Annotated in this window: 23 protein-coding genes; 4 read left to right on the forward strand and 19 right to left on the reverse strand. The window is 67.2% G+C overall.

The genetic code is table 11. From position 1 onward, the window contains the following. Positions 1–4: 4 nt before the first annotated feature. The 11 genes from CY658_RS28380 to CY658_RS28430 form a co-directional block, all read right to left on the reverse strand. Positions 5–775, reverse strand: a complete 771-nt coding sequence (locus CY658_RS28380) for a 5'-methylthioadenosine/adenosylhomocysteine nucleosidase (RefSeq protein ID WP_101493565.1) — start codon at positions 773–775, stop codon at positions 5–7. 6 nt (positions 776–781) lie between these two features. Further along, positions 782–2413, reverse strand: coding sequence for an ABC transporter substrate-binding protein (locus CY658_RS28385; protein ID WP_101493356.1), 1632 nt, complete (start codon positions 2411–2413; stop codon positions 782–784). 43 nt (positions 2414–2456) lie between these two features. Then, on the reverse strand, positions 2457–3476 hold the full coding sequence (locus CY658_RS28390) for a peptide ABC transporter ATP-binding protein (RefSeq protein ID WP_101493357.1): 1020 nt from the start codon (positions 3474–3476) through the stop codon (positions 2457–2459). Then, positions 3473–4498 carry an ABC transporter ATP-binding protein gene (locus CY658_RS28395; RefSeq protein ID WP_101493358.1) on the reverse strand — a complete coding sequence of 342 codons (1026 nt, stop codon included), beginning with the start codon at positions 4496–4498 and terminating at the stop codon, positions 3473–3475. The genes CY658_RS28390 and CY658_RS28395 overlap by 4 nt, the downstream gene beginning before the upstream one ends. A 17-nt stretch (positions 4499–4515) precedes the next feature. After that, positions 4516–5424, reverse strand: a complete 909-nt coding sequence (locus CY658_RS28400) for an ABC transporter permease subunit (protein ID WP_101493359.1) — start codon at positions 5422–5424, stop codon at positions 4516–4518. Positions 5425–5428: 4 nt separating this feature from the next. Continuing rightward, positions 5429–6433, reverse strand: a complete 1005-nt coding sequence (locus CY658_RS28405; protein WP_101493360.1) for an ABC transporter permease subunit — start codon at positions 6431–6433, stop codon at positions 5429–5431. 54 nt (positions 6434–6487) lie between these two features. Further along, positions 6488–8167 carry a long-chain-fatty-acid--CoA ligase gene (locus CY658_RS28410; protein WP_101493361.1) on the reverse strand — a complete coding sequence of 560 codons (1680 nt, stop codon included), beginning with the start codon at positions 8165–8167 and terminating at the stop codon, positions 6488–6490. Between the two features lie 101 nt (positions 8168–8268). Further along, positions 8269–9768 (reverse strand): NAD(P)(+) transhydrogenase (Re/Si-specific) subunit beta, encoded by a 1500-nt coding sequence (locus tag CY658_RS28415; protein ID WP_101493362.1) that lies wholly within the window; start codon positions 9766–9768, stop codon positions 8269–8271. Then, entirely contained in the window at positions 9765–10094 is a 330-nt protein-coding gene (locus tag CY658_RS28420) for an NAD(P) transhydrogenase subunit alpha (RefSeq protein WP_099794706.1), read from the reverse strand. The genes CY658_RS28415 and CY658_RS28420 overlap by 4 nt, the downstream gene beginning before the upstream one ends. Positions 10095–10142: 48 nt before the next feature. After that, positions 10143–10505, reverse strand: a complete 363-nt coding sequence (gene panD, locus CY658_RS28425; RefSeq protein ID WP_062481508.1) for an aspartate 1-decarboxylase — start codon at positions 10503–10505, stop codon at positions 10143–10145. Between the two features lie 19 nt (positions 10506–10524). After that, positions 10525–11667 (reverse strand): Re/Si-specific NAD(P)(+) transhydrogenase subunit alpha, encoded by a 1143-nt coding sequence (locus CY658_RS28430; protein ID WP_101493363.1) that lies wholly within the window; start codon positions 11665–11667, stop codon positions 10525–10527. Between the two features lie 403 nt (positions 11668–12070). On the opposite strand from CY658_RS28430, the gene CY658_RS28435 reads away from it, so the two are divergent. Further along, on the forward strand, positions 12071–12784 hold the full coding sequence (locus CY658_RS28435) for a response regulator transcription factor (RefSeq protein ID WP_101493364.1): 714 nt from the start codon (positions 12071–12073) through the stop codon (positions 12782–12784). A 68-nt stretch (positions 12785–12852) separates the two neighbouring features. Further along, on the forward strand, positions 12853–13326 hold the full coding sequence (locus tag CY658_RS28440; RefSeq protein WP_101493365.1) for an NUDIX hydrolase: 474 nt from the start codon (positions 12853–12855) through the stop codon (positions 13324–13326). A gap of 16 nt (positions 13327–13342) precedes the next feature. Here CY658_RS28440 and mnmA read toward each other — a convergent pair whose 3' ends face one another. Beyond that, on the reverse strand, positions 13343–14443 hold the full coding sequence (gene mnmA / locus CY658_RS28445; RefSeq protein ID WP_101493366.1) for a tRNA 2-thiouridine(34) synthase MnmA: 1101 nt from the start codon (positions 14441–14443) through the stop codon (positions 13343–13345). A 144-nt stretch (positions 14444–14587) separates the two neighbouring features. On the opposite strand from mnmA, the gene CY658_RS28450 reads away from it, so the two are divergent. Then, a complete protein-coding gene (locus CY658_RS28450; protein ID WP_101493367.1) occupies positions 14588–16306 on the forward strand; it encodes a long-chain-fatty-acid--CoA ligase in 1719 nt (572 codons plus the stop codon). Positions 16307–16309: 3 nt separating this feature from the next. Here CY658_RS28450 and CY658_RS28455 read toward each other — a convergent pair whose 3' ends face one another. The 7 genes from CY658_RS28455 to ssb form a co-directional block, all read right to left on the reverse strand. Then, on the reverse strand, positions 16310–17299 hold the full coding sequence (locus CY658_RS28455) for an LLM class flavin-dependent oxidoreductase (RefSeq protein WP_101493368.1): 990 nt from the start codon (positions 17297–17299) through the stop codon (positions 16310–16312). Between the two features lie 44 nt (positions 17300–17343). Continuing rightward, positions 17344–19008 (reverse strand): FxLYD domain-containing protein, encoded by a 1665-nt coding sequence (locus CY658_RS28460; RefSeq protein ID WP_101493369.1) that lies wholly within the window; start codon positions 19006–19008, stop codon positions 17344–17346. A gap of 21 nt (positions 19009–19029) precedes the next feature. Then, positions 19030–19635: a hypothetical protein gene (locus CY658_RS28465; protein ID WP_101493370.1), complete on the reverse strand. Its 606-nt coding sequence runs from the start codon at positions 19633–19635 to the stop codon at positions 19030–19032. Positions 19636–19651: 16 nt separating this feature from the next. Beyond that, on the reverse strand, positions 19652–21427 hold the full coding sequence (locus CY658_RS28470; RefSeq protein WP_257885010.1) for a VanW family protein: 1776 nt from the start codon (positions 21425–21427) through the stop codon (positions 19652–19654). After that, on the reverse strand, positions 21424–22029 hold the full coding sequence (locus CY658_RS28475) for a DUF6891 domain-containing protein (RefSeq protein WP_101493372.1): 606 nt from the start codon (positions 22027–22029) through the stop codon (positions 21424–21426). The genes CY658_RS28470 and CY658_RS28475 overlap by 4 nt, the downstream gene beginning before the upstream one ends. 297 nt (positions 22030–22326) lie before the next feature. Continuing rightward, positions 22327–22707 (reverse strand): helicase SNF2, encoded by a 381-nt coding sequence (locus CY658_RS28480; protein ID WP_101493373.1) that lies wholly within the window; start codon positions 22705–22707, stop codon positions 22327–22329. A 371-nt stretch (positions 22708–23078) separates the two neighbouring features. Further along, positions 23079–23642 (reverse strand): single-stranded DNA-binding protein, encoded by a 564-nt coding sequence (ssb, locus tag CY658_RS28485; protein ID WP_101493374.1) that lies wholly within the window; start codon positions 23640–23642, stop codon positions 23079–23081. A 199-nt stretch (positions 23643–23841) separates the two neighbouring features. Here ssb and uvrA point away from each other — a divergent pair, with 199 nt between their 5' ends. Beyond that, positions 23842–26913, forward strand: coding sequence for an excinuclease ABC subunit UvrA (gene uvrA, locus CY658_RS28490; protein ID WP_374221141.1), 3072 nt, complete (start codon positions 23842–23844; stop codon positions 26911–26913). Positions 26914–26927 lie beyond the last annotated feature (14 nt).

A 26927-nucleotide genomic window follows, 5' to 3' on the forward strand; every position in this document is an offset into this window, starting at 1 on the left:
GGCTTCAGGCCGTGTCGCGCGGCAAGGAGGCGAGCCACGCGTCGACGAGGGCCAGGCTGTAGCGGCTCGCCACCTCGGCCACGAAGCGCGTGAAGTCGCCGTGCGCGGCATCGTCGGCGCGGTCTGAAATGGTCCGCAGCGCCGCAAAGGGCACGCCGTAGTCGTGGCAGGCCTGCGCCATCGCCGCACCTTCCATCTCGACCGCGAGCGCATCGGGCAACGAGCGCTGCAGGGCGCCGCTCTCTGCGGTGGTCGATACGAAGCGGTCACCGCTGATCAGCAGGCCGCGATGGACCTTCGGTGACTGCAAGCGAAATTCATCGACCGCCTTCTGCCCCACCAGACTCACCGGATCACGCAGCGCACTTTCAGCCACCGCCGCCAGTGCATCGCCGATAGCCGCATCGGCCGCGAAGCGTGAGCGCCCCATCAACGGCACCTCGTACTTCGGAAAGATCGGCGAGGCGTCCATGTCGTGCTGCAGCAGCTCGGTCGCCACGACCACGTCGCCGACGTTCACGCCCGGCGCCAGGCCGCCCGCCACGCCCGTGAACACGATGGCCCGCACGCCGAAGCGCTCGAGCAGCACCGTGGCCGTGACCGCCGCCGCGACCTTGCCGATGCGCGACAGCACCGCGACCACGGGCTGGCCCTGCAGGTGGCCAACCCAGAAGTCGCGGCCGGCCACGCGCACGCGCTGCTCGTCGGGCATGCGCGCGAGGAGCGCACTCAGCTCCTCGTGCATGGCCGCCACGATGGCGATGGGCGCAACCACCACGGCTTACTTGATGTCCACGCCGTAGAAGGTGTGGCGACCGAAGGGGCTGAGCTTGAAGTCGATCACTTCCTTGCGCACCGGCTTCAACTGCACCGCGTGCGCGATGGTGAACCACGGCGCCTGCTCCTTGAAGATGACCTGCGCCTTCTTGTAGAGCGCGTCGCGGTCGGCCTGCTTGACCGTGCTCTTGGCCTTCACCACGAGGTCTTCGTAGGGCTGGTAGCAGAACTTCGAGATGTTGCTGCCGCTGGCCGACTTGGCCGAGGCGCAGCCCAGCAGCGTGTACAGGAAGTTGTCCGGGTCGCCGTTGTCGCCGGTCCAGCCCAGCATGCCCATCTGGTGCTCGCCGGCCTGCAGGCGCTTGCGGTACTCGCCCCACTCGAAGCTCTTGATCTCGGCCTTGACGTTGATCTTGGCTAGGTCGGCTTGCATCAGCTCGGCAATGCGCTTGGCGTTCGGGTTGTACGGGCGCTGCACCGGCATGGCCCACAGGTCGGTGCTGAAACCGTCAGGGAAGCCGGCCGTCACCAGCAGCTTCTTCGCGGCTTCAGGGTCGTACGGATCGTCCTTGGTCGCGTCGTTGTAGGACCACATGGTCGGCGGAATCGGGTTCTTCGCGGCCACGCCGGTCGTGAGGTACACGCCGTCGATGATGGCCTTCTTGTTGATCGCCATGTTGATGGCCTTGCGCACGCGCACGTCGTCGAAGGGCTTCTTCGTCGTGTTGTACGAGAGGTAGCCGACGTTCAGGCCGGGCTGCTCCAGCACCTGCACATTCGGGTCCTTGCGGATCGCGTCGAGGTCGGCCGGGTTCGGGTACGGCATGACGTGGCACTCGCCCTTCTGCAGCTTGGCCCAGCGCACCGAGGCATCGGGCGTGATCGCGAACACGAGGTCGTCGATCTTGGCCTTGCCGCCCCAGTACTGCGGGAAGGCCTTGAAGCGGATGATCGCGTCCTTCTGGTACTGCACGAGGTAGAACGGGCCGGTGCCGACCGGGTCCTGATCGACCTTCTCAGGCGTGCCGGCTTTCAGCATCGCGATGGCGTATTCCTTCGACTGGATGCCCGCGTACTGCATCGCCAGGTTGGCCAGGAACGGCGCCTCGGCCTGGTTGAGCGTGATCTTCACCGTGTGGTCGTCGATGCGGTCCACCGACTTCAGCAGCTTGGGCATGCCCATGTCGTTGAAGTACGAGTGGTTCTGGCTCGTGACCTTGAAGAAGGGGTCGCTCTCCTTCCACTGGCGCTCGAGCATGAAGATGAAGTCGTCGGCGTTGAAGTCGCGCGTGGGCTTGAAGCTCTTGCTCGTGGTGTGCCACTTCACGCCCTTGCGCAGGTGGAAGGTGTACACGGTGCCGTCGGCCGAGATGTCCCATTTTTCAGCCAGGCCCGGCATGACCTTGGTGCCGCCGCGCTCGAACTCGACGATGGTGTTGTAGACCTGCGTGGTCACGTCGAACGACGTGCCGGTGGTGTTCATGCCCGGATAGAAATTTTCCGGGCTTCCTTCGGAGCAGTACACCAACGTCTTGGCTGACACGGCGCCGCAGGCCAGGGTAAGGGCCGTGAGCGCTGCCGGTGCCAGGAGCGCCAGCTTTTGTGAGCGGCGCGAAACGGAGGACTGGGTCGTCATGGGGACTCCTCGAGACAGGGTTGAAAAAACGCCACTCCACTCTTCAGGAAGCGGCGAGCACGGGACCATCGGCGCGCACGACAGGCGCGCCATCGAGAAACTGCTCGGCGAAGTGGCAGGCCACCAGCCGTTCGTCGAGCACGCGCAGCGCGGGGCGCTCCTCGCGGCAGCGCGGCTGCACGTGCGGGCAGCGCGTGCTGAAGACGCAACCCGTGGGCGGGTTCAGCGGCGACGGCAACTCGCCCTTGAGCACGATGCGCTGGCTGCTCAGGCCCGGCGTCGAGGCCAGCAGCGCCTGCGTGTACGGATGCAGCGGCCGCGCAAAGATGCGCGACTTGGGCCCGTGCTCCACCGCATGGCCGAGATACATCACGAGCACGTCGTGCGCGATGTGGCGCACCACGCCCAGGTCGTGCGAGATGAAGAGGTAGGCCAGCCCCAGCTCGGCCTGCAGGTCGGCCAGCAGGTTCAGCACCTGCGCCTGGATCGACACGTCGAGCGCCGACACCGGCTCGTCGGCCACCAGCAGGCGCGGCGACAGCATGAGCGCGCGCGCAATGGCGATGCGCTGGCGCTGGCCGCCCGAGAACATGTGCGGGTAGCGGTTGGCGTACTCGGGGCGCAGGCCGACGCGCGCGAGCATCTCGCGCGCCTTGTCGGCGCGCTCCGGCTTGCTCAGCGTGGTGTTGATGGCCAGCGGGTCTTCGAGCACCGCCGAAATTTTCTTGCGCGGGTTGAGCGAGCCGTACGGGTTCTGGAACACCAGCTGCACGGCCTGGCGCAGCTCGCGCTTGCGCTCATGCGGTGGGCTCACCGCATCGGCGCCGATCAGCGTCAGCTGCCCCGCAGTGGGCTTCTCGATCAGCGCGACCATGCGCGCGAGCGTCGACTTGCCGCAGCCCGATTCGCCCACCACCGCGAGCGTGCGGCCGCGTTCGAGGCGGAACGAGATGTCGCCCACGGCACGCAGCTGCGCCGGCGCACGGAACAGCCCGCGCCGCACGTCGTAGGTGCGCTGCAGGTTGCGCGCCTCGACCACAATCTCCGGCGGAGCGTCGCTCATGGCAGCACCTCCGCGATGGCAGCGCGCGGTGGGTCTTGCGCGATGGCTTCGGCGCGTCCCGGCTCGCCGAGCGGAAAGTGGCAGCGCACCTCGGCATCCTGCCATTCACGCAGCGCCGGGCGCACTTGGCAGGCGCGCTCGGTGACGTAGCCGCAGCGCGGCGCGAACAGACAGCCCGCGGGCCGGTCATGCACGCCGGGCACCACGCCGCTGATGGTCGCGAGGCGGCCCTCGGGCGCGGCGCGCTCGGGCAGCGCCGCAAGCAAGGCCTCGGTGTAGGGGTGCTGCGGCGACGCGAACAAGCGATCGACGCGCTGGTGCTCCATCACCTGCCCCGCGTACATCACGGCGATGCGCTGCGCCATCTCGCTGACCACACCCATGTTGTGCGTGATGAGCACGAGCGCCATGCCGCGCTCTTTCTGCAGGTCGCGCAGCAGGTCGAGGATCTGCGCCTGGATGGTCACGTCGAGCGCGGTGGTCGGCTCGTCTGCGATCAGCAGGCGCGGGTTGCAGGCAATGGCCATCGCGATCATCACGCGCTGGTTCATGCCGCCCGAAAGCTGGTGCGGGTAGCTGCCCAGGCGCGACGATGCGGCGGAAATGCCCACCTGTTCGAGCAGCTCGGTCGCGCGTTTTTTCGCCTCGCGCTTGCCGAGCTTCAGGTGCAGCCGCAGTGTTTCCATCAGCTGGAAGCCGATGGTGAAGCAGGGATTGAGGCTGGTGGTCGGCTCCTGGAAGATCATCGCGACCTCCTTGCCGACGAGCGTGCGGCGCGCCTTGTCGGAGATGCCGAGCAGCTCCTTGCCCGCGAAACGCATGTGGTCCGCGCGCACGCGGCCCGGGTAGCCGACGAGGCCCATGAGCGCCATCATCGTGACGCTCTTGCCCGAGCCCGATTCGCCGACGATGCCGAGCACCTCGCCCTCTTCGAGCGTGAGGCTCACGCCGTCGACGGCGTGCATCACGCCGCCTTGCGTGGGGAACTCGACGTGCAGGTCTTTGATATCGAGCAAAGGCATCGGTTCTTTCCTTTGCTTCAGCGCTTGAGCTTGGGGTCGAGCGCATCGCGCAGCCCATCGCCCAGCAGGTTGAACGCCAGCACGGCCGCAAGAATCGCAAGCCCCGGGAAGGTGACGACCCACCACGCGCGCAGCACGAACTCGCGCGCGTCGGCCAGCATGGTGCCCCACTCGGGCGACGGTGGCTGTGCGCCGAGGCCGATGAAGCCGAGCGCCGCCGCGTCGAGGATGGCGGTCGAGACGCCGAGCGAGGCCTGCACGATCAGCGGCGCCGAGCAGTTGGGCAGCACCTCGCGGAACATCAGGCGCAGCGTGCCGGCGCCGCTCACGCGCGCCGCGGTCACATAGTCGCGCGAGACCTCGGCGATGACGGTGGCGCGCGTGATGCGCACGTAGTGCGGCAACACGACGATGGCCACCGCGAGCATCGCGTTGACGAGCCCCGGCCCGAGGATCGCGACGATCACGATGGCCATCAGCAGGCTGGGCATCGTGAGGATGATGTCCATCATCCGCATGATCGTGATCTCCAGCACGCCGCGGAAGAAACCGGCGACGAGCCCGAGCACCACGCCCACCACCACCGACAGCGCCACCACCGCGACACCGATCGACAGCGACAGCCGCGCGCCGTGCATGAGCCGCGACAGGATGTCACGCCCGATGGCGTCGGTGCCGAGCAGATAGCTCCACGAACCGCCCTCCTGCCAGGCCGGCGGCTTGAGGAAGGCGGCGGCGTTGGTTTCGTTCGGCGCGTGCGGTGCGATCCACGGTGCGAACAGCGCGACGAGCAAGAGCACCACGATGGTGACGAGGCCGATGACCGCACCCCGGTTCGCCGAGAAGGCGGTCCAGAACTCGCGCCAGGGACCGGGAGGCGCCGCGACCTGCGGGCCGGGGGTGACTGCGTGGGTATTGCTCGTCATCGACTCAGTGCCTGATCCGCGGGTTGATGACGCCGTACGCGATGTCCACCAGCAGGTTGAGCAGCATCACGATGCCGCCCAGCAGCAGCATGCCGCCTTGCAGCACGGGGTAGTCGCGCCGGCCGATGGCCTCGATGAGCCACTTGCCGACACCGGGCCAGGAGAAGATGGTCTCGGTCAGGATCGCGCCGGTGAAGAGCACGCCGATCTGCAGGCCGATCACGGTCACGACCGGGATCAGTGCGTTGCGCAGCGCATGCAGGCCCACCACGCGAAAGCGCGACAGGCCCTTGGCGCGCGCGGTGCGGATGTAGTCCTCGCCCAGCACCTCGAGCATGGCCGAGCGCGTCATGCGCGCGATGACGGCCAGCGGCACGGTGCCCAGCACGATGGCCGGAAGAATGAGGTGGTGCAGCGCCGACCAGAAGGCGTCGGTTTCGCCGGCGCGCAGCGCGTCGATCAGCAAAAATCCGGTCTGCGGCTCGACGAAGTACTGCACCGAGATGCGGCCCGACACCGGCGTCCAGCCCAGCTGCACCGAGAAGAACAGGATCAGCAGCAGGCCCCACCAGAAGATCGGCATCGAGTAACCGGTGAGCGATGTCGCCATCACGCCGTGGTCGAAGATCGAATTGCGCCGCACCGCCGCAACGATGCCGGCCGGCAGCCCCAGCAGCAGCGCGAAAAGAATCGCACACACGCCGAGTTCGACGGTGGCCGGGAAGAGCGCGAGAAACTCGCTCATCACCGTGTCCTGCGTGATGAGCGACTTGCCCAGGTCGCCCTGCAGCACGCGGCCGATGTAGATGCCGTATTGCACGAGCAAGGGCTTGTCCAGGCCCATGGCGGTGCGCAGCTCGGCGTGGCGCGCGGGGTCGATCCCGCGCTCGCCGGCCATGGTCTCGATGGGGTCACCCGGCACCAGCCGGATGAGAAAGAAGGCCAGCAGCGTCATGCCGATGAAGGTCGGCACGAGCAAGCCTAAACGAACGTAAATGAATCTAAACATCGACTCGCGAATATGCAAGATCGATGCCCCGGCCCCACCCGGGCGGAACCCTTACTACTTCTTGCTATCCCGCAGCTCGCGCCGCAGGATCTTGCCCACCGGGGTCTTGGGCATGTCGGTGCGGAACTCGATCACGCGCGGCTGCTTGTAGCCCGTGAGGTTGGCGCGGCAGTACTCGCGCACCTGCGCTTCGGTGAGCGCCGGGTCCTTCTTGACGATGACGAGCTTCACGGCCTCGCCGGTCTTGTCGTCGGGCACGCCGACGGCGGCACATTCGAGCACGCCGGGCAGCATCGACACCACGTCTTCGATTTCGTTCGGGTACACGTTGAAGCCCGACACCAGAATCATGTCCTTCTTGCGGTCGACCACCTTGAAGTAGCCGCGCTCGTCGACCACGCCGATGTCGCCGCTCTTGAAGTAGCCGTCGGGCGTCATGACCTTGGCGGTTTCGTCGGGGCGCTGCCAGTAGCCGGCCATGACCTGCGGGCCCTTGATGGCGATCTCGCCGCGCTCGCCGGTCGGCACTTCGTTGCCGTCGTCGTCGAGCAGCTTGAGCCAGGTGCTCGGCAGCGGCAGGCCGATGGTGCCGGTGTAGGCCGTGCTGTTGGTCGGGTTGCAGGTGGTCGAGGGCGAGGTTTCCGAGAGGCCGTAGCCTTCGCAGATCGGGCAGCCGGTTTTTTCGAGCCAGAGCTTGGCCACCGCGGCCTGCACGGCCATGCCGCCGCCGACCGAGACCTTCAGGTTCTTCCAGTTGACGGTATTGAAGTCGGGGTGGTTCGCCAGCCCGTTGAACAGCGTGTTGACGGCCGGGAAGCTGTGGATCGTGTGCTTCGACAGTTCTTTCAGCACGCCGGGAATGTCGCGCGGGTTCGGGATGAGGATCAGCTTGCCGCCCGTGCGCATGTTCAGCATCATGCCGACCGTGAACGCGAAGATGTGATACAGCGGCAGCGCGCACACGCTGGTGGGCTGCTCGTTGGCCGGCACCTTGGCCATGACGGGCTCGTTCCAGGCTTCGGACTGCAGCACGTTGGCGATCACGTTGCGATGCAGCAGCACCGCGCCCTTCGACACGCCGGTGGTGCCGCCGGTGTACTGCAGCACGGCCACGTCGTCGGGGCCGATGGCCACGGGCTTGAGCTTGCCGCTCGCGCCCTTGTCGAGCGCGTCGTTGAAGCGCACCGCGCCCGGCAGGCTGAAGTGCGGCACCAGCTTCTTGACGTTGCGCACCACGTAGTTGACGAGCGCGCCCTTCAGGAAGCCGAGCCGGTCGCCCATGGAGGCCAGCACGATGTGCTTGATCGGCGTGGCCGCGATGCACTGCTGCAGCGTGGTGCCGAAGTTCTCCATGATGATGATCGCCTTGGCGCCCGAGTCCTTCAGTTGGTGCTCGAGTTCGCGCGGCGTGTACAGCGGGTTCACGTTCACCAGGATCAGGCCGGCGCGCAGGATGGCGGCCACCGCGATCGGGTACTGCGGGCAGTTGGGCATCATCGCGGCGACGCGGTCGCCCTTCACGAGGCCCAGGCCCTGCAGGTACACGGCGAAGGACTTGCTCTGCTTGTCGGTCTCCGCGTAGCTGACGTCCTTGCCCATGAAGCTGTAGGCCGTGCGGTCGGCGTACTTGGTGAAGCTCTCTTCCATGAGCGCCACCAGCGACGGGTAGTGCGACGCGTCGATGTCGGCGGGCACGCCTTGCGGGTAGCTGCTGAGCCAGGGGCGTTCGGTCATGGATGTGTCTCCTCGGAGTCGGATGAGTTTTTTAAAACGAAAACGGCGCACGTGAGGCGCCGCGACGATCTGGCCCGCATCGCGCGGCGCGGACCTTCGGCCTATTCGATGGCCTTGCCCATATCTTCCACTACTTTTTTCGCATCGCCAAAGACCATCATGGTCTTGTCCATGTAGAAGAGTTCGTTGTCCAGGCCCGCGTAGCCCGCCGCCATGGAGCGCTTGTTCACGATGACGGTCTTGGCCTTGTAGGCTTCCAGAATGGGCATGCCGTAGATCGGGCTGCCCTTGGTGAGCGCGGCCGGGTTCACCACGTCGTTGGCGCCCAGGATGATCGCCACGTCGGCCTGCGCGAACTCGCCATTGATGTCCTCCATCTCGAACACCTGGTCGTAGGGCACCTCGGCCTCGGCCAGCAGCACGTTCATGTGGCCCGGCATGCGGCCAGCCACGGGGTGGATGGCGTACTTCACCTTGATGCCCTTGTGCGTGAGCTTCTCGGCCAGTTCGTTCACGGCGTGCTGGGCACGGGCCACCGCCAGGCCGTAGCCCGGAACGATGATCACCGTCTCGGCGTTGGACAGCATGTAGGCCGCGTCATCCGCGCTGCCGCTCTTGACCGGGCGCTGTTCCTTGTCGCCGCTGGTGGCCGTGGTCGCCTCGCCGCCGAAGCCGCCCAGGATCACGTTGAAGAACGAGCGGTTCATGGCCTTGCACATGATGTAGCTCAGGATCGCACCCGACGAGCCCACCAGCGAACCGGCCACGATCAGCATCGCGTTGTTCAGGCTGAAGCCGATGCCGGCCGCCGCCCAGCCCGAGTAGCTGTTGAGCATCGACACCACCACCGGCATGTCGGCGCCGCCGATCGGGATGATGATGAGCACGCCCATCACGAAGGCCAGCGCCAGCATCGCGAAGAACGCCGGCCAGCTTTCGGTGGCCACGAACACCAGGCCCAGGCCGATGGTCGCCAGGCCCAGCACCAGGTTCAGCATGTGCTGGCCCTTGAACTGCACCGGCGCGCCCTGGAACAGGCGGAACTTGTACTTGCCCGACAGCTTGCCGAAGGCGATGACCGAGCCGCTGAAGGTGACCGCACCGATGGCCGCACCCAGGAACAGCTCGAGCCGGTTGCCGTAAGGAATGCCGTGGCGCACGAAGCCCTCGAAGAGGACCGCGCCGTCAGGTGTGCGCGCACCGATGACGGCCGCCACGGGCGCGGCGGTGATGCCGAAGGCCCAGGGCTCGGCCACCGCGGCCACGCCGATGAACACCGCGGCCAGGCCGATCATGCTGTGCATGAAGGCGACCAGCTCGGGCATCTTGGTCATCTCGACCTTGTTGGCCATGAAGGCGCCCAGGCCGCCACCGACCACGACGGCGGCCAGCACCCAGGCGATGCCGGTGGTGAAGTCGACGTTGAGGGCGCGCGCCTGTCCGTGGACCAGCGCGATGGTGGTCAGCACGGCGATCGCCATGCCGGTCATGCCGAAGACGTTGCCGCGGATCGAGGTGGTGGGATGCGAGAGGCCCTTCAGGGCCTGGATGAAGCAGACGCTGGCAACGAGGTACAGCAGCGTGACGAGGTTCATGCTCACTTGGCGGCTCCCTCAACAGCCTTGGGGGCGGCCTTCTTGTCTTTCTTCTTGAACATCTCGAGCATCCGGCGCGTGACCAGGAAGCCGCCGAAGACGTTCACCGCGGCCAGCGCCACGGCGAGCACGCCCATGGTCTTGCCCAGCGGGGTGGTGGTGAGCGCGGCGGCCAGCATGGCGCCCACGATCACGATGGCCGAGATGGCGTTGGTCACGGCCATGAGCGGCGTGTGCAACGCGGGCGTGACGGTCCAGACCACGTGGTAGCCGACATAGATGGCCAGCACGAAGATGGTCAGGTTGATGACGGTGTGCGAAACGATTTCCATGGTGTTTTCTTCTCCTCGTTCGGTCTCGGTCTCTTGTCCAGGGCTCTGTCAGAGCTTCTTGACTTCGTTGATGCGGTTGGCATCGCCAAGCAGCACCACCTTGGGCTTGTAGTCCGCGGCTTCGGCCTCGGTCATGGGGGCGTAGGTGCAGATGATGAGCAGGTCGCCCACATGCGCCTTGCGCGCCGCCGCGCCGTTGAGCGAGATGGCGCCCGATCCGCGCGCCGCCTTGATGATGTAGGTCGAGAAGCGTTCGCCGTTGTTGACGTTGTACAGCTCGATCTTTTCGTACTCGCGCATGTCGGCCGCGTCGAGCAGGTCTTCGTCGATGCCGCACGAGCCTTCGTAGTGCAGGTCGGCTTCGGTCACGGTGGCGCGATGCAGCTTCGCGCGAAGCATGGTGCGATTCATGGAGGGCAGCCTGCTCTTCTTACTTGCGCGTGACCTGGCCGTCTTGCGTGACGCGGCAGGCGGTGACGATGTCGTCCTCGAGGTCGATCTTGAGCGCGCCTTCCTTCGTGACGACGAGCTTGAGGAAGTCGAGCACGTTGCGCGCATAGAGCGCCGACGCGTCGGCTGCCACGAGCGCCGCGAGGTTGGTTTCGCCGACGATGGTCACGCCATGCTTGACCACGGTCTTGTCGGCTTCCGACAGCGGGCAGTTGCCGCCTACGCCACCATCGGGATTGACTGGCCCCTTGCCGGCCGCGATGTCGACGATCACCGAGCCCGGCTTCATCGACTTGACCATCTCTTCGGTGATGAGGGTGGGTGCGGCACGGCCGGGAATGAGCGCGGTGCTGATGACCACGTCGGCCAGCGCGACGCGCTTGGCGACCTCGATCTGCTGGCGCGCGAGCCAGCTCGGGGGCATCGGCTTGGCGTAGCCGCCGACACCGACCGCGGCTTCTTTTTCTTCGTCGGTGTCGTAGGACACCTCGATGAACTTGCCGCCCAGCGATTCGATCTGTTCCTTGACGCTCGGACGCACGTCCGACGCTTCAATGACGGCGCCCAGGCGCTTGGCCGTGGCAATCGCCTGCAGCCCGGCCACGCCGACGCCCAGGATGACGACGCGCGCGGCCTTCACGGTGCCGGCGGCGGTCATGAGCATGGGGAAGAAGCGCTGGTACTTGTCGGCCGCGATCATCACGGCCTTGTAGCCCGCGATGTTGGCCTGCGAGCTGAGCACGTCCATGCTCTGGGCACGGGTGGTGCGCGGCGCGGCTTCGAGGGCGAAGCCGGTGACGCCTGCGGCAGCCAGGCGTTGCAGGCCGACCGCGTCGAAAGGGTTGAGCATGCCGATGACGACGGCGCCGGCCTTCAGTTGCGCCGCTTCGGCGTCGCTGGGCGTGCGCACCTTGAGCACCATGTCGGCGGAGAACGCCCCGGCCTGATCTGTGATTTCCGCGCCGGCGGTCTGGTAAGCCGCGTCGGTGACGCTGGCTGCAACGCCGGCTCCCGACTGAACACGAACGATGTGCCCGGAAGCGACCAGTTTCTTCACCGTTTCAGGTGTCACGGCCACTCGGGTTTCGCCAGCCGCTGTCTCGGCAGGCACGCCTATCAACATAGAGATCTCCTCAGGGGGAAGGGGCAGCACGGATTGCGGGCAGAGCTTACAGCAAGATTACAAGCGTTCACTGTCGCCAAGATGCTGCATGCACATTGCCTGTCAATGCCCGCCCACATTGAATTCATAGCTATTCAATTGATAGCAAATTGAGGATCGATGCGATTCTGGGCGCCCACCACCCGCATGGGTTGAAACCCGTAGACCGCGCGATCCGGCGGAATTCCCAGAATGCAATCAATTGAGATCAATTGACTTCAATTAACGATTGGATCACATAGATCAAATCAATTTGAGTGAATTAGTGGCAATTGACACTCCAAACCCAAGACGCAGATAGATACACTTCGATTCATATTGCCGACACATACACAGATCGGCTCAGGGCGGAAAAGGGAATGGAATGCGAATTGCAGTACTCGACACTGAGCCGGACCAGCTTCAGTTGATCAACCAAACCATGGCGAGCCTCGGCCACGAGTGCCACACCTATCCTGGTGGCAAGGCGCTGCTCCATGCGATGCGCCGCGAGACCTTCGACATGCTGGTGCTCGACTGGCGCCTGCCCGACATGAAGGGCCCCGACGTCGTGCGGACGATCCGCCAGGACTACAAGAGCCGGATGCCCATCCTGTTCGTGACCGAGTGCCACGACGACACCGACCTGGTCGAGGGCCTCAACGTCGGCGCCGACGATTTCATGGCCAAGCCGCTGCGCGCGACCGAGCTGCAGGCCCGCATCAACGCGCTGCTGCGCCGCTCCTACCCCGCACGGCACGAGCCCGAGCTGGTGTTCGGCCCGTACCACTTCTTTCCGCCCTCGCGCACCATCCGGGTCCACGGCGCGCTGGTCGAGCTGAAAAACCGCGAATACGAACTCGCGCTCTTCCTGTTCCAGAACCTGGGGCGCCTGCTCTCGCGCGAGCACCTGCATGAAGCGGTCTGGGGTCTGGGCGTCGAAGCCCTGTCGCGCTCGCTCGACACCCATGTGTCGCGCCTGCGCACCAAGCTCGAACTGCGCCCGTCGAACGGTTTCCTGCTGCTGGCGGTCTACGGCCTCGGCTACCGGCTGGAAACCATCGAAGTGGACACGCAGGCCGTCACGCCCCTGCGCTGAAGCACCCCTGCTGGCCGCGGCGCCTGTCGTGCAACGATCGGCCGATAGCCGATAGACTCGCGCCCACGATGCCCACACGCTGGAAACCCAATGTCACCGTGGCCGCGGTGATCGAGCAAGACGGCCGCTTCCTGCTCGTCGAAGAGCAGACCGACGACGGCCTGAAGCTCAACAACCCCGCCGGCCACCTCGACCCCGGCGAGTCGCCCGAGGACGGCTGCATCCGCGAGACGCTCGAGGAAACAGCCCACGCCTTCACGCCGACCGCGCTGCTCGGCGTCTACATGGCGCGCTCGGCCGAGCAGCCCGACGTGACCTACATGCGCTTCGCCTTCACCGGCGAACTGGGCGCACGTGAGGAAGGCCGCGCGCTCGACGAAGGCATCGTGCGCACGCTCTGGATGACCGTGGACGAGATCCGCGCCAGCGTGGCGCGCCATCGCAGCCCGCTGCTGCTGCGCTGCATCGACGACTACCTCGCCGGCAAGCGCCACCCGCTGTCGCTGATCCACACCGAAGACGGCGTGCGGCAGCCGCGCTGATCAGCGGCCGCAAGGCTCAGACGATGACGCCGCCCCCGAGGCAGCGCTCGCCGTCATACAGCACGGCCGACTGCCCCGGCGTGACCGCCCATTGCGGCGCACCGAAGCGCAGGCTGAACGCACCGTTGGCGCCATCGCCCAACTCGCAGGCCGCATCGGCCTGCCGGTAGCGGGCCTTCGAACCGTAGCTGCCCGCAGCGGGCGCTTCACCCGCCACCCAGCTCGCGTCGTCCGCCTTCAGTTCGGTCGACAGCAGCCACGGATGGTCGTGCCCCTGCACCACCCACAGCGTGTTCTTCTCGACGTCCTTGCGCGCGACGAACCAGGGCGAATGGTCGCCCGCGCCGCGCTGTGCGCCCTTCTCCTTCACACCACCGATGCCCAGGCCTTGCCGCTGGCCCAGCGTGTAGAAGCTCAGGCCCTGGTGCTCGCCGAGCTTGCGGCCGCGGTCGTCCTTGATCGGGCCCGGCTCTTTCGAGATGTAGCGGTTCAGGAAGTCGCGGAACGGCCGCTCGCCGATGAAGCAGATGCCGGTCGAGTCTTTCTTCTTCGCGTTGGGCAGGCCGATTTCTTCCGCGATGCGGCGCACCTCGGTCTTGTGCAGCTCGCCGACCGGGAACAGCGTCTTCGACAGCTGCGCCTGGTTCAGGCGGTGCAGGAAGTAGCTCTGGTCCTTCGAGTTGTCGAGCCCCTTGAGCAGCTCGTGCCGGCCCGTGGCCTCGTTCAGGCGCACGCGGGCGTAGTGGCCGGTGGCGATCTTCTCGGCGCCCAGCCGCATGGCGTGGTCGAGAAAGGCCTTGAACTTGATCTCGGCGTTGCACAGCACGTCGGGGTTGGGCGTGCGGCCGGCCTTGTATTCGCGCAGGAACTCGGCGAAAACGCGGTCCTTGTAGTCGGCGGCAAAGTTGACGTGCTCGATCTCGATGCCCAGCACGTCGGCCACGCTGGCGGCGTCGATGAAGTCGATGTTCGACGAGCAGTACTCGCTGTCGTCGTCGTCTTCCCAGTTCTTCATGAAGATGCCGACCACCTCATGCCCCTGCTGCTTGAGCAGGTGCGCGGTGACAGCGGAGTCCACCCCGCCGCTCAGCCCGACCACGATCCGTTGTTTTGCCATAAGCCCGCCATTGTCCCAGCCCGGCGACAGGGGCATCCGGCGTGTGGGAAATCGGGAAAACCCGTGTCGCCGGCTTGTCAGCCGGCACTCCACGATGCGAAAGGCCGGCGCTACAGTGACCCGAAACACAGCGGAGACACACGCATGGCGACCCCTTCCCCCTCTGGCAACCCCACCCCCTGGACGCGCAACTACCCGCCCGGCATGCGCTGGGACGCCGAGCTGCCCGTCAAGCCGGTGCAGCAGATGCTCGACGAGGCGGTCGCGCGCTGGCCCGACCATTCGGCCGTCGAGTTCATGGGCCAGTCGCTCAGCTACCGCCAGCTCGGCGCGGCGGTCGACCGTGCCGCCAAGGGCCTGCAGGACCTGGGCGTGAAGCCGGGCGTGCACGTCGGCCTCTACTTGCCGAACACGCCGCACTACCCCATCGCCTTCTTCGCCGTGCTGAAAGCCGGCGGCACGGTGGTGAACTATTCGCCGCTCGACGCCGAACGCGTGCTGGCCCACAAGATCGAGGACAGCCGCACCGACATCCTCGTCACGCTCGACCTCGTGAACCTGTACCCGCTGATGGCGCGTCTGCTCGACAGCTCGCGCCTGAAGACGCTGGTGGTCGGCAGCCTCGGCGACTACGGTGCGGCGGGCGACAAGGTGCAGGCCCAGTTGCAGGCCGCGGGCCAGATCGCGCCCGTGCCGGTGGACGCGCGCCATGTGCGCTTCACCGACCTGCTCCAGAGCGAAGGCACGCATCAGGTCTACCCGCTCGGCGACCTCGCCGAAGAGATCGTCGTGCTGCAGTACACCGGCGGCACCACCGGCCTGCCCAAGGGCGCGATGCTCACGCACGCCAACCTGAGTTCGGCCTCGGCGCAGTACTACGAATCGACGCGCGGCGAGCCGCCGATCCTGGCCGAGGGCGGCGAGCGCTTCCTGGTCGTGCTGCCGCTGTTCCACATCTTCGCGCTCAGCGCCGCAATGCTGCTGGGCGTGCGCCTGGGCGCGGCGCTGGTGCTGCACACGCGCTTCGATGTCGACGCGGTGATGAACGAACTCGCGGCCAGCAAGATCAGCGTGTTCCCCGGCGTGCCGACCATGTACACCGCCATCCTTTCGCACCCCAAGGCCAAAGAGATGGACCTGCGCTCGCTGAAGTTCTGCGGCTCGGGCGGCGCGCCGTTGCCGGTGGAGGTGGAGCAGCGCTTCTTCGAACTCACCGGCTGCCACCTCAACGAAGGCTGGGGCATGACCGAGACCTCGCCCGTGGGCACCTTCACGCCCGCGCGCGGCGTGCGCAAGGCCGGCTCGTGCGGCATGCCGCTGCCGCGCGTGCAGATCAAGCTCGTGAGCCTGGACGATCCGACGAAAGACGTGACCGCGTTCGGCGAACCCGGCGAGCTGTGCGTGCAAGGGCCGAACGTCATGAAGGGTTACTGGAACAACCCGAAGGCCACCGCCGAATCGATGACGGCCGACGGCTACTTCCGCAGCGGCGACGTCGCGAAGATGGACGCCGACGGCTACCTGTACATCGTCGACCGCACCAAGGACATGCTGCTGTGCGGCGGCTACAACGTGTACCCGCGCGTGCTCGAAGAGGCGGTGTACGAACACCCGTCGGTGGCCGAGGTCTGCGTGATCGGCGTGCCTGACGAGTACCGCGGGCAATCGCCCAAGGCCTTCGTGAAACTGAAGGACGGCGCGGACGAGCTCACGCTCGACACGCTCAAGTCTTTCCTCAAGAGCCGCCTGGGCAAGCACGAGATGATCGGCGCGCTCGAGATTCGAGCCGAACTGCCCAAGACCGCCGTGGGCAAGCTCTCGAAGAAGGACCTCGTGGACGAGGAAGCCCGCAAGCGGGCCTAGTCCTTATTTCTTTTGACCAAACGCACCGGCCAGCAGCTCGTACGAGCGCAGCCGGGCGGCGTGGTCGAACACCTGCGAGGTGATCATGAGTTCGTCGGCGCCGGTGCGCGCCACGAACGCTTCCACGCCCTGCTTCACGGTCTCGACCGAGCCCACCGCGGAGCACGACAGCACCGAGTCGAGCAGCGCGTTCTCGGCCGGACCGACCTTCTGGCGGTAGTTCTCCACTGGCGGCGGCAGCCGGCCGGGACGGCCGCTGCGCAGATTCACGAAGGCCTGCTGCCACGAGGTGGCGCGGAACTCCGCTTCGGCGTCGGTGTCGGCCGCGAACACGTTGAAACCCAGCATCACGTACGGCTTCTGCAGCTGCGCCGAAGGCTTGAAGGTCTCGCGGTAGATCTGGATGGCCTGCATGATCTGCTGCGGCGCGAAATGCGAGGCAAAGGCATACGGCAGGCCCAGGTGCGCCGCAAGCTGCGCGCCGAAGGTGCTCGAACCCAGAATCCACACCGGCACCTCGAGCCCCGCGCCGGGCACGGCGCGCACGGCCTGCTGCGGGTTCTTCGACATGAAGTCCATGAGCTCCATCACGTCCTGCGGGAATTGGTCGGCATCCGACTCCAGGTTGCGCCGCAGGGCGCGCGCGGTGCGCTGGTCGGAGCCGGGCGCGCGGCCCAGGCCCAGGTCGACGCGCCCCGGGTACAGCGACTCCAGCGTGCCGAACTGCTCGGCGATCACCAGCGGCGAGTGGTTGGGCAGCATCACGCCGCCGGCGCCGATGCGAATGGTGGAGGTGCCCGCGCCCACATACGACAGCAGCACGGCCGTGGCCGCGCTCGCGATGCCCGGCATGCCGTGGTGCTCGGCCAGCCAGTAGCGCGTGTAGCCCAGCGCCTCGCCATGCTGCGCCAGCGACAGCGAGTTGCGGAACGACTGCGCGGCATCGCTGCCTTCGGTGATCGGGGAAAGGTCGAGGATCGAAAGCGGAATCATGGCGCGATCATGGCGCGAACCGCCCCATGCCGTCACGCACGGGGCTATTCGGTTTGGTATAGCGTCGCGACGCTCGCGAAATCGCGGCCGTGCTGCGTCACATGGACCTGGAACGGCACGCTCTCGCCCGGTGCAATGGCCGGCAGGTTCTCGACCACCTTGAAGCCGGTCAGCTGGTCGTTGCGGTCGCGCAGGCTGACCCACAGGCGCACCTTGGCCGCAATGGCCGTGCCGGGGTTCTTCACCGTGCCCGTGACCTCGACGCTCTTGTAAGTGAAGCGCTGGCTGAAATTGAGCAGCACGCTGCCGGTGCCGGCCTTGGTGCCCGTCACCTGGACTTCGAGCGGCTTGCGCGGACCGGGCAACGCGGCGCGGCGCATCGGCTTCCACTCCACGCGGGTCTGCGTGATGCGGTCCACGGCCCTCGGCTCGAACAGGATCGGAAAGCGCTCGCCCGGGTACAGGTAAGCCAGCTCGTCGAGGCGCGTGGTGCCGTCGGCCGTGCTGCCGCCGAAGCGCGCGATCACGGCGCCGGGCGTGATCGCCACGGCGTCGGTGCTGCGGTTCACCAGCTCGGTCATGAACAGCGGCCGCTGGATCGTGCTGCGCCCCGCCACCAGCGGCAGCAGTTCGAGTTGCCGCGGGTCGAAGCGCTCGCTGTCCTCGGCCAGCAGGTCTTCGGTGCTGAGCCGCAGGTCGGGGTGGAAGACCTCCGGCGCGCCGGTCGTGCGGATCACGCGGTCGGCGCTCAGCACCGTCGTGCGCGAGCCCGAGGGCGTGACCGTGCGGTAGCCGATGCGGTAGTCCCACGCCGCGATGGCGGCGCCGCGGCCGAAGCGGCTGAGGTCGACATCGATCGCTGCGCGCCCGCCCGGCTCCAGCGTGGAGCCCGGCGCGTGGCCGCGGCCCGTGCCGATCACCTGGCCCGCGTCGTCGTACAGCGTGACCAGCGCCTCGATGCTGCCCAGCGCCGGCGCAACCGCGGCGCCCGCATGCACGATGCGGCCGGCCAGGCGCACGCGCTCGCCCTGCTGCACCAGTCGCAGTCGCGAGAACGCCAGGCGCGGCCCTTCGGCGGCGCTGCGCGGTTCGGACAGCTTCTCGACCGTCACGTCCTGCCGCGTGACGTTCTTGCCCGACGGCAGGTCGACCAGCACGGGCGCGGACTCACCGGGCATCAGCACGTCGATCGGCAGCGATTCGCTGCGCTCGCTCAGCCGCGTGTCACCGTCGTGGAACACGAGCTTCAGGCTGGGCCGTTCGAGCGGTCGGCCGGTTTCGTTGCGCGCCAGCACCAACAGCTTCGGCCGCTCGCCGACCAGCACCTGGCGCGGCTCGGAAAGCTTCAGGCCATCGGTCGCGATGGTGCGATCGACGATCGCGCGCGCCACCGAAGGCGCCTCGCTGCGCTTGCCCGAACCGAACAGCAGCATCGCGACCTGCACGGCCAGCGCCACGCCGACAAAGCCGATCACGACGAAGCCGATCGTGCGCAGCGTCTGCTTCTGGCGCAGCGCCTGTTCGGCCGCGATCTGCTGGCCGGCGTGGTGCTTGACCTGCTGCAACACGCGTTCGAGGCGGTCGGACACGTCGTCTTCCACCAGCGACATCGAGCCGCAGTGCGAACAGGTGTATTCGTTCAGGCCGGTGCGGCGCAGCGTGCTGCTGCCGCACTCGCCGCATTTGAGGGTCTGCAGGTCGATGCTCATGGATGTCTTTTCTTTTGTCCCTTACCAGCCGAACACGTCGACGATGTCTTCGGCCGCCGCGGCGCTGCCCAGCAGTGGCACGAGGCGCTCGATCAGCCGCGCGCGATGCACCGGGTCGACCTCGCAGTCATCCTCGTCGGTGAAGATGGCGTCGCCCGCTTCGTCCCACACCTGGCCGATGGTGCCCAGGCAGGCGGCCATCTCGAAGATGTCGGCGAAGAGCGGTTCGTCTTCCTGCCAAGTGCCCGTGCCGTGCATCGCGAACTGGATCGCGCCGGTGCGCAGGTCGAAGATGAACGGATCGGCGCCCTGGTCAGCCACCACGAGCCAATGGTCGGGCCAGTCGGCAATGCGCTCGCCGGTGATGCCGTGCCAGCGGTAGCCCGCCTGCAGCTGCCACAGGCGCGAGAGCGCGGGAATGCTGAACGAATTGCCCGTGGTCGGCACCGTGAGGCCTGCGTAGCCCACGCGGTCGTTGACCCAGTCGCCGAGCGGGCCGACCTGTTCGTAGAAGGTGGCGATGGCGGCGGGCAACGCCAGCTCGCCGTGCCAGTGCTCGGCGGCGGATTGCGGCGCGAGTGCACCATGAGAAGCCAGGGCCGCGCGGGCCTGTTCGATCGATGCCACGTGTGTTGTTCTCCGTTCAGGCAAGGCAGGCGGTCTGCAATGCGGTGCGCAGTGCGTCGATGTCGCCGGGTGCGACCTCGTGCACGCCCGGCACACCGGCCAGGCCGCAGGCCCTCGATGCCACCACCGGCACGCCGGCCGCCACGGCGCGCAGCAGTGCGCGCGGTGCGTGCTCGACGTGCGCGGGCAGCACGACGACAGCGGCACCGGCCAGCCCGTCGCCTTGCCAGTTCATGTGTTGAATGTGTTCGATGCCCTGCCAGAGCCGCGCGTCGTCCGACGGCGACCCCAGCACGCGCAAGCGGCACGGCCAGCCTTGCAGTGCGGCGGCAAGTTCACGCGCGCCCTTGCGTGCCAGCGCACTTGCAGCGAACACGACGAGGGGTGGTTCCTGGCGCGCGCTGTGCGTAGTCTTCACCAGCGGCAGTGCCCAATCGAGCCGCTGCAGCGTGGCCTGCGGCGCGTGTGTCGCCATGGCCTGCGCCACTGCAGCATGCGGCGTGACGGTGCTCGCCGCGCGCGCGAGCGCCAGCGCCTCGTCACGCACCAGCGACGCATCGGCGCGAAAGTCGCGCAAGGTCGCATCGCCCGGCCAGCGCTGCGAGGCGGCATCGAGCCTCTGTTCGATGTCGGCCATCGGCAAGGCGCTGGCCAGCACGGTGAGGCGGCGCCCGTCGAGCGCGCCGAGGCGCTGCAGGTGCGGCAGCAGCGACTGCTCGACCACCAGGTGCGTGTGCGCCGGCGCCAGCCGTGCGGCAAAGGCCTGCGCGAGCCAGCGCTGGCCGTCGATCAGGCTGGCTTGGCGCCGGCCCGCCTGCCGCGCCCAGAGCCGCTGCCACACGGCACGGCGCAGGCTCGCGGTCCAAGCGGTGGTCACCTGCCCCTTCGTCGCGGGCTCGCGATGCCAGCCCGCAGCAGGCACGGGCTGCATGCGCTGTGCCTGCGGATGCGCCTCGCGCAAGTGGCGTGCGAACTCCGGCGCCCAGCCATCGACGAGCACCGCCGTCTGGCCTTCGGGACCGACGTCGATCGGCGGGCGATGGCGGAAGCACGCGGTCTGGTCACAGCTCAGGCAGCCGCGCGCCAACGGCAACGTGGTGGGCATGTCGTCGTTCGTGCGCCGCAGCGTGACGGGCTCAGTGGGCACCGCCAGCGGCGTGCGCGCGCGAATGCGCACCACGAGTTCGGTGTCGGTCAGCGTCACTTCGAGCCGCCACGCCTGCTTGGCGCGCAGCTTGAGATCGACGTAGTTCCAGAACACCGTCGCATCGACGGCGTCGCTGGCATCGCCGTTCGGCGTGTCGGCCTGCTCGATGCGCGCCGTATGGCCGTGGCGCTCGACCAGCTCGAAGCCCGCGCGCACGGCCACGGTGGCGAGCGCGTTCGACAGCTGGCACAGCCCACCGGCCAGCGTCGGCACCACGCAACCGCCACGCACCTCGCGCCCGACCACGAAGCCGCGCCCGGCACCCGGCCGCCCGAGCTGGCGCCAGAAGCTCAGCACTTCGCCGGCCGGCACCTCGATGGCGTCGAAGGCAACCCGCGCCACGCGCAGGTTCTGCACCTTGCCGGCGACCAATGGAAATTCGTCGGCACGGCCGTCGGTCCACAAGGGGGTTCGGTACTGCGCAAGCACCGGCGCATCGGCCAATGCGTGTGCGCCGCTTGGCCAGCGCCGGGCCGAAGGCCGCAGGGTTTCGCGCAGGGCGTGGGCCGTGGCGAGCAGCCGCGAGCGCAGCCAGAAGTCGATCGCATCGATGCGGCGCGGCGGCTGCCAGGCCTGCACGCTCACGCGGTGGGGCCTCGCTTGCGCCATTGGCCGAGGTCGGCTTCGATGCGCTCGTTGATGTTGCCGCTCCATTGCGCGCCGAAGCCGGCGTCGCGCAGCAGCGCGACGATGCGATGGCCGACCACGACGGTGTTGGCTTCGCGCTGCGCGATCTCGGGGATCATGCCGCCGCTGAACGCGAGGTACAGGCGGCCGTTGCGCACGGCGCCGTCGAGGTCCTGTGCGTGATAGAAGCAGCAGCCGCGGATGCCCGATTCGAGCCTTCCTGCCGCACGCCACTGCTCGCGCACGTCGTCGTGGCCGTCGGACAGCGTGTTTCCGGCGCGGTGCAGGGCGATGATGTTTTCGCTGCGCAGTTGGGCGAACACGGCGTCGAGCCGGTCGTACTCGGTCTGCGCGGGCCACTGCGCCTCGGCGGCGCGCTTGGCGGCGCAGGCGCGCGTGGTCTCGGCCTTGATCCAGGCGCGGTCTTCGGCGGTGAGCTCATCGGGATCGAGGTACTCGTCGGTGATCATCCAGCCGATGTCGGCATCGGCGTGAAAGCCGCTCCACACCAGGTCGTGGATGCGTCCGCGCGTGTCTTCGGGGTCGAGAGTGAGGGCCATGCGTAGTGGGTCGTCGCTGGGTCGGCGACGGATCATGCTTTCATTTTTCGCGGTCGGAACGACGCTCGATTCTCGCGTGTCCGCACGACGGCGATGCGTTAATGCAAAAGCATGCGCTCTGGCGGCCATCCCTCCCGCGCCCAAATCATGAAGGATGCGCAAGGCCAAGGCAATGTGACCTTCGGCCAAGATTTCACGGCCATGGCCCATGAAAAAAGCCGACCCTGCGTTGGCAGGGCCGGCTTTCATGAAGACCTGGAACGTTCGCCGATCCCATCGGCGAGGCGTTCGGACCGCTTACAGCGGCAGTGCGTCGCCGTGGGCGGCAGCGCGGGCTGCGGCACGCACCGCAGCGCGGTCGACGGTGCTGGCAACGATCGGGGCCACGCCCGACGAAGCGCCTTCGGCGTACGGGTCGGCGCTGTGTGCAGCGGCGACAGCGTCGGCACGCACAGCGGCGCGGCTGGTCGACGAGACGATCACCGGTGCGGGGCCTGCGTTGGCGCCGGTGGCGTACGGGTTGGCGCTGTGTGCGGCCACGACGGCTTGGGCGGCGACGTCGGCACGGCTGGCGGCCGAGGTCAGTTGATGCACGCCTTCATAGCTTTCGGCATGGGCGGCGCCAGCAACGGCCATCAGGGCAACAGCAACGGCGGAGAGGATCTTCGAGGCGGTCATTTGGATTTCTTCCTTCTTCAATTCAGTTCAAGTTCTTGCTTCGGATGTGGAACCGGTCTTGGGTGGGTCACCGCCCCTCTGTTCTTTTTCGGAGGGCGGCCACCTCGCTCGGGGCCCTGTTCACCCAGATCAGCTTTGAGGGCTGGTCCGTGAGATGAATTGTGCGCCGCGATCTAGGTAAAAACCCGTAGCAAAACGAACCACGGTGTTCACGGATTCGAAACAATTGAAGGGAAGCTGGACGCGCAGGGCCCTGTTCGCGAGGGGAAAACAAAAAACGCGCGTCCCCGGACCGGGAACGCGCGTTTCTGTGGAATCGCACGGATCGCAGCGCGTTCGCCCACGAAGGACGGCGGCTGCGGCTCGCTGGATCAGAACGGAATGTCGTCGTCCATGTCGTCGAAACCCGACGACGACTTGGCCGGTGCCTGGCGCGGCGCCGGTGCCGGAGCGCGCGGTGCTGCGGCTGCGGGGGCACGCGGGGCGTAACCGCCACCGCCGCCACCACCACCGCCGCCACCTTGCGAATAACCGCCGCCGCCACCGCCTTGCGAGTAGCCGCCGTCGTCCTCCGGACCGCCCGACGGGCCGCCCTGGCCCTGGCGGCTGCCCAGCATTTGCATCTGGTCAGCGCGGATTTCGGTGGTGTACTTTTCGATGCCGTCCTTGTCGGTCCACTTGCGCGTGCGCAGCGAGCCTTCGACATACACCTGCGAGCCCTTGCGCAGGTACTGGCCGGCGATTTCGGCCAGGCGGCCGTTGAACACGATGCGGTGCCATTCGGTGGCTTCGCGCATCTCACCGCTTTGCTTGTCTTTCCAGCGATCGGTGGTGGCCACGGTGACGTTTGCGACCTGATCGCCGCTCGGGAAGGTCCGCATTTCGGGGTCGCGCCCCAGGTTGCCGACGACGATGACTTTATTGACCGATGCCATATGCACTGCCCCTGATAAGTAGATGAAGGAGGAGGAAGAGAACCCTCGATTGTGCCCGATGGGCCCCACCCGGGCTTGCGCCGGCCAGCCCCCGCCCCGAGCCGCCCGCCCAGAACGCCGGAACCCGCCGGCTGGCCATGAAATCCCGGCCGGACTATCATGTCCGGTTGCCCTCGGACGATCGCCCCCTTTGAATTCAATATCCACTGAAGACACCGCGGAGCGTGCGCGCGACGCAGAACGCGAACGTGACGTCTACCTCGGCGCCCTGCTCGCCCAGCAGCGCATCAGCATCCGCGGTGCGCGCACCCACAACCTGAAGAACGTCGATCTCGACATTCCGCGCAACAAGCTGGTGGTGATCACCGGCCTGTCGGGCTCGGGCAAGTCGAGCCTGGCGTTCGACACGCTGTATGCCGAAGGGCAGCGGCGCTACGTGGAAAGCCTCTCGGCCTATGCGCGGCAGTTCCTGCAGCTCATGGACAAGCCCGATGTCGACGTGATCGAGGGCCTGTCGCCCGCCATCAGCATCGAGCAGAAGGCCACCAGCCACAACCCGCGCTCCACCGTGGGCACGGTGACCGAGATCCACGACTACCTGCGCCTGCTGTACGCCCGCGCCGGCACGCCTTTCTGTCCCGACCACCACCTGCCGCTGCAGGCGCAGACGGTCTCGCAGATGGTCGACGCCACGCTGGCCCTGCCCGACGAGCCCCGCCTGATGATCCTGGCGCCCGTGGCGCGCGAGAAAAAAGGCGAGTTCCTCGAGCTCTTCACCGAGATGCAGGCGGCCGGCTACGTGCGCTTTCGCGTCGACGGGCAAACCTACGAATACAACGACCTGCCCAAACTCAAGAAGACCGAGAAGCACGACATCGACGTCGTCATCGACCGCCTGCGCGCGCGCCCCGACATGCAGCAGCGCCTGGCCGAGAGCTTCGAGGCCGCGCTGCGCCTGGCCGAAGGCCGCGCCATTGCGCTGGAGCTGGGCGCCGAGGGTGCGGCCGACAAGGAGCACCTGTTCAACGCCAAGTTCGCCTGCCCGATCTGCCACTACTCGCTCTCGGAACTCGAGCCGCGCCTGTTCTCGTTCAACTCGCCCGTGGGCGCCTGCCCGAGCTGCGACGGCCTGGGCCACCGCGAGGTGTTCGACCCGGTGCGCGTGGTGGCGTTTCCGTCGCTGTCGATCGCCAGCGGCGCCATCAAGGGCTGGGACCGCCGCAACGGCTACTACTTCAGCATGGTCGAGAGCGTCGCCAAGCACTACAAGTTCGACGTCGACGCGCCCTTCGAATCGCTGCCGGCCTCGGTGCAGCAGGTGCTTCTGCATGGCTCGGCCGCTGAAGAGATCAAGTTCAACTACACCATGGAATCGGGCAACTTCGCGGGCAAGAAGCTCACGAAGAAGCACCCCTTCGAGGGGATCATCCCGAACATGACGCGGCGCTACCGCGAGACCGACTCGGTCATGGTGCGCGAAGACCTCGCACGCTTTCGCAACCAGCAGCCCTGCCCCGACTGCGGCGGCTCGCGGCTGCGGCGCGAGGCGCGCAACGTGTTCCTGGTGGACGACACCGGCCACGTGCCCGCCAACGGCGGCGAGCCGCCGCGCATGGCGATCTTCGAACTGAGCCACCTCACGCTGCGCGACGCCTACGCCTGGTTCAGCACGCTCAAGCTGCGCGGTGCCAAGGCCGACATCGCCGACAAGGTGGTGCGCGAGATCGGCCTGCGCCTCAAGTTCCTGAACGACGTGGGCCTGAACTACCTGAGCCTGGACCGCAGCGCCGAGACGCTCTCGGGCGGCGAGGCGCAGCGCATCCGCCTCGCGTCGCAGATCGGCTCGGGCCTCACGGGCGTGATGTACGTGCTCGACGAGCCCAGCATCGGTCTGCACCAGCGCGACAACGACCGGCTCATCGGCACACTCAAACATCTGCGCGACATCGGCAACAGCGTGATCGTGGTCGAGCACGACGAGGACATGATCCACGCCGCCGACCACGTCATCGACATGGGCCCCGGCGCCGGCGTGCACGGCGGGCGCGTGATGGCCCAGGGCACGTATGCCCAGGTGTCGGCCAACCCCGACTCGCTCACCGGCCAGTACCTCTCGGGCGTGAAGAAGATCGAGGTGCCCAAGCACCGCACCGCGTGGCTGCCGGCCGTGAAGAAGCCGGCCTTCAACGAAGGCAAGAAGCCCTCGCGCTTTCCGCAGAGCCCCGCGGCCGAACGCCGTGCCGCGCGCGAAGCGGCGCACCTGGCCTCGCAGACCGACCTGCAGGAAATCCGCGTCGTCGGCGCCACCGGCAACAACCTGAAGAACGTGAGCGTGGCCTTCCCCGTCGGCCTCTTGACCTGCGTGACCGGCGTGTCGGGCTCGGGCAAGTCGACGCTGGTGAACGACACGCTCTACACCGCCGTGGCACGCACGCTGTACCGCGCGCACGAAGAGCCGGCCGAACACGAATCGGTCGAAGGCATCGAGTACTTCGACAAGGTCATCAACGTCGACCAATCGCCCATCGGCCGCACGCCGCGCAGCAACCCGGCCACCTACACCGGCCTGTTCACGCCCATCCGCGAACTGATGGCCGAGACCAACACCGCGCGCGAGCGCGGCTACGGGCCGGGCCGCTTCAGCTTCAACGTGGCCGGTGGCCGCTGCGAGGCCTGCCAGGGCGACGGCGTGGTGAAGGTCGAGATGCACTTTTTGCCCGACGTGTACGTGCCCTGCGAGGTGTGCCACGGCCAACGCTACAACCGCGAGACGCTCGAGGTCCAGTACAAGGGCCGAAACATCGCGCAGATCCTCGAGATGACGGTCGAGACCGCGCACGAGTTTTTGAAGGCCGTGCCGACCATCGAGCGCAAGCTGCGCACGCTGCTCGACGTGGGCCTGAGCTACATCAAGCTCGGTCAGTCGGCCACCACGCTGTCGGGCGGCGAGGCGCAGCGCGTGAAGCTCGCGCTCGAGCTCAGCAAGCGCGACACCGGGCGCACGCTCTACATCCTCGACGAACCGACCACCGGCCTGCACTTTGCCGACATCGAGCTGCTGCTGAAGGTGCTGCACCAGTTGCGCGACGCGGGCAACACCATCGTCGTGATCGAGCACAACCTCGACGTCATCAAGACGGCGGACTGGCTCATCGACATGGGCCCCGAAGGCGGTGCCGGCGGCGGCACGGTGGTGGGCGAAGGCACGCCGGAAGACATCGCCGCGAACGAGGCGAGCCACACGGGGCGCTACCTCAAGCGCCTGCTGTAGCAGCACCGCCAGCA

Source organism: Variovorax sp. RO1, from assembly GCF_002849325.1.
Lineage (GTDB): Bacteria > Pseudomonadota > Gammaproteobacteria > Burkholderiales > Burkholderiaceae_C > Variovorax.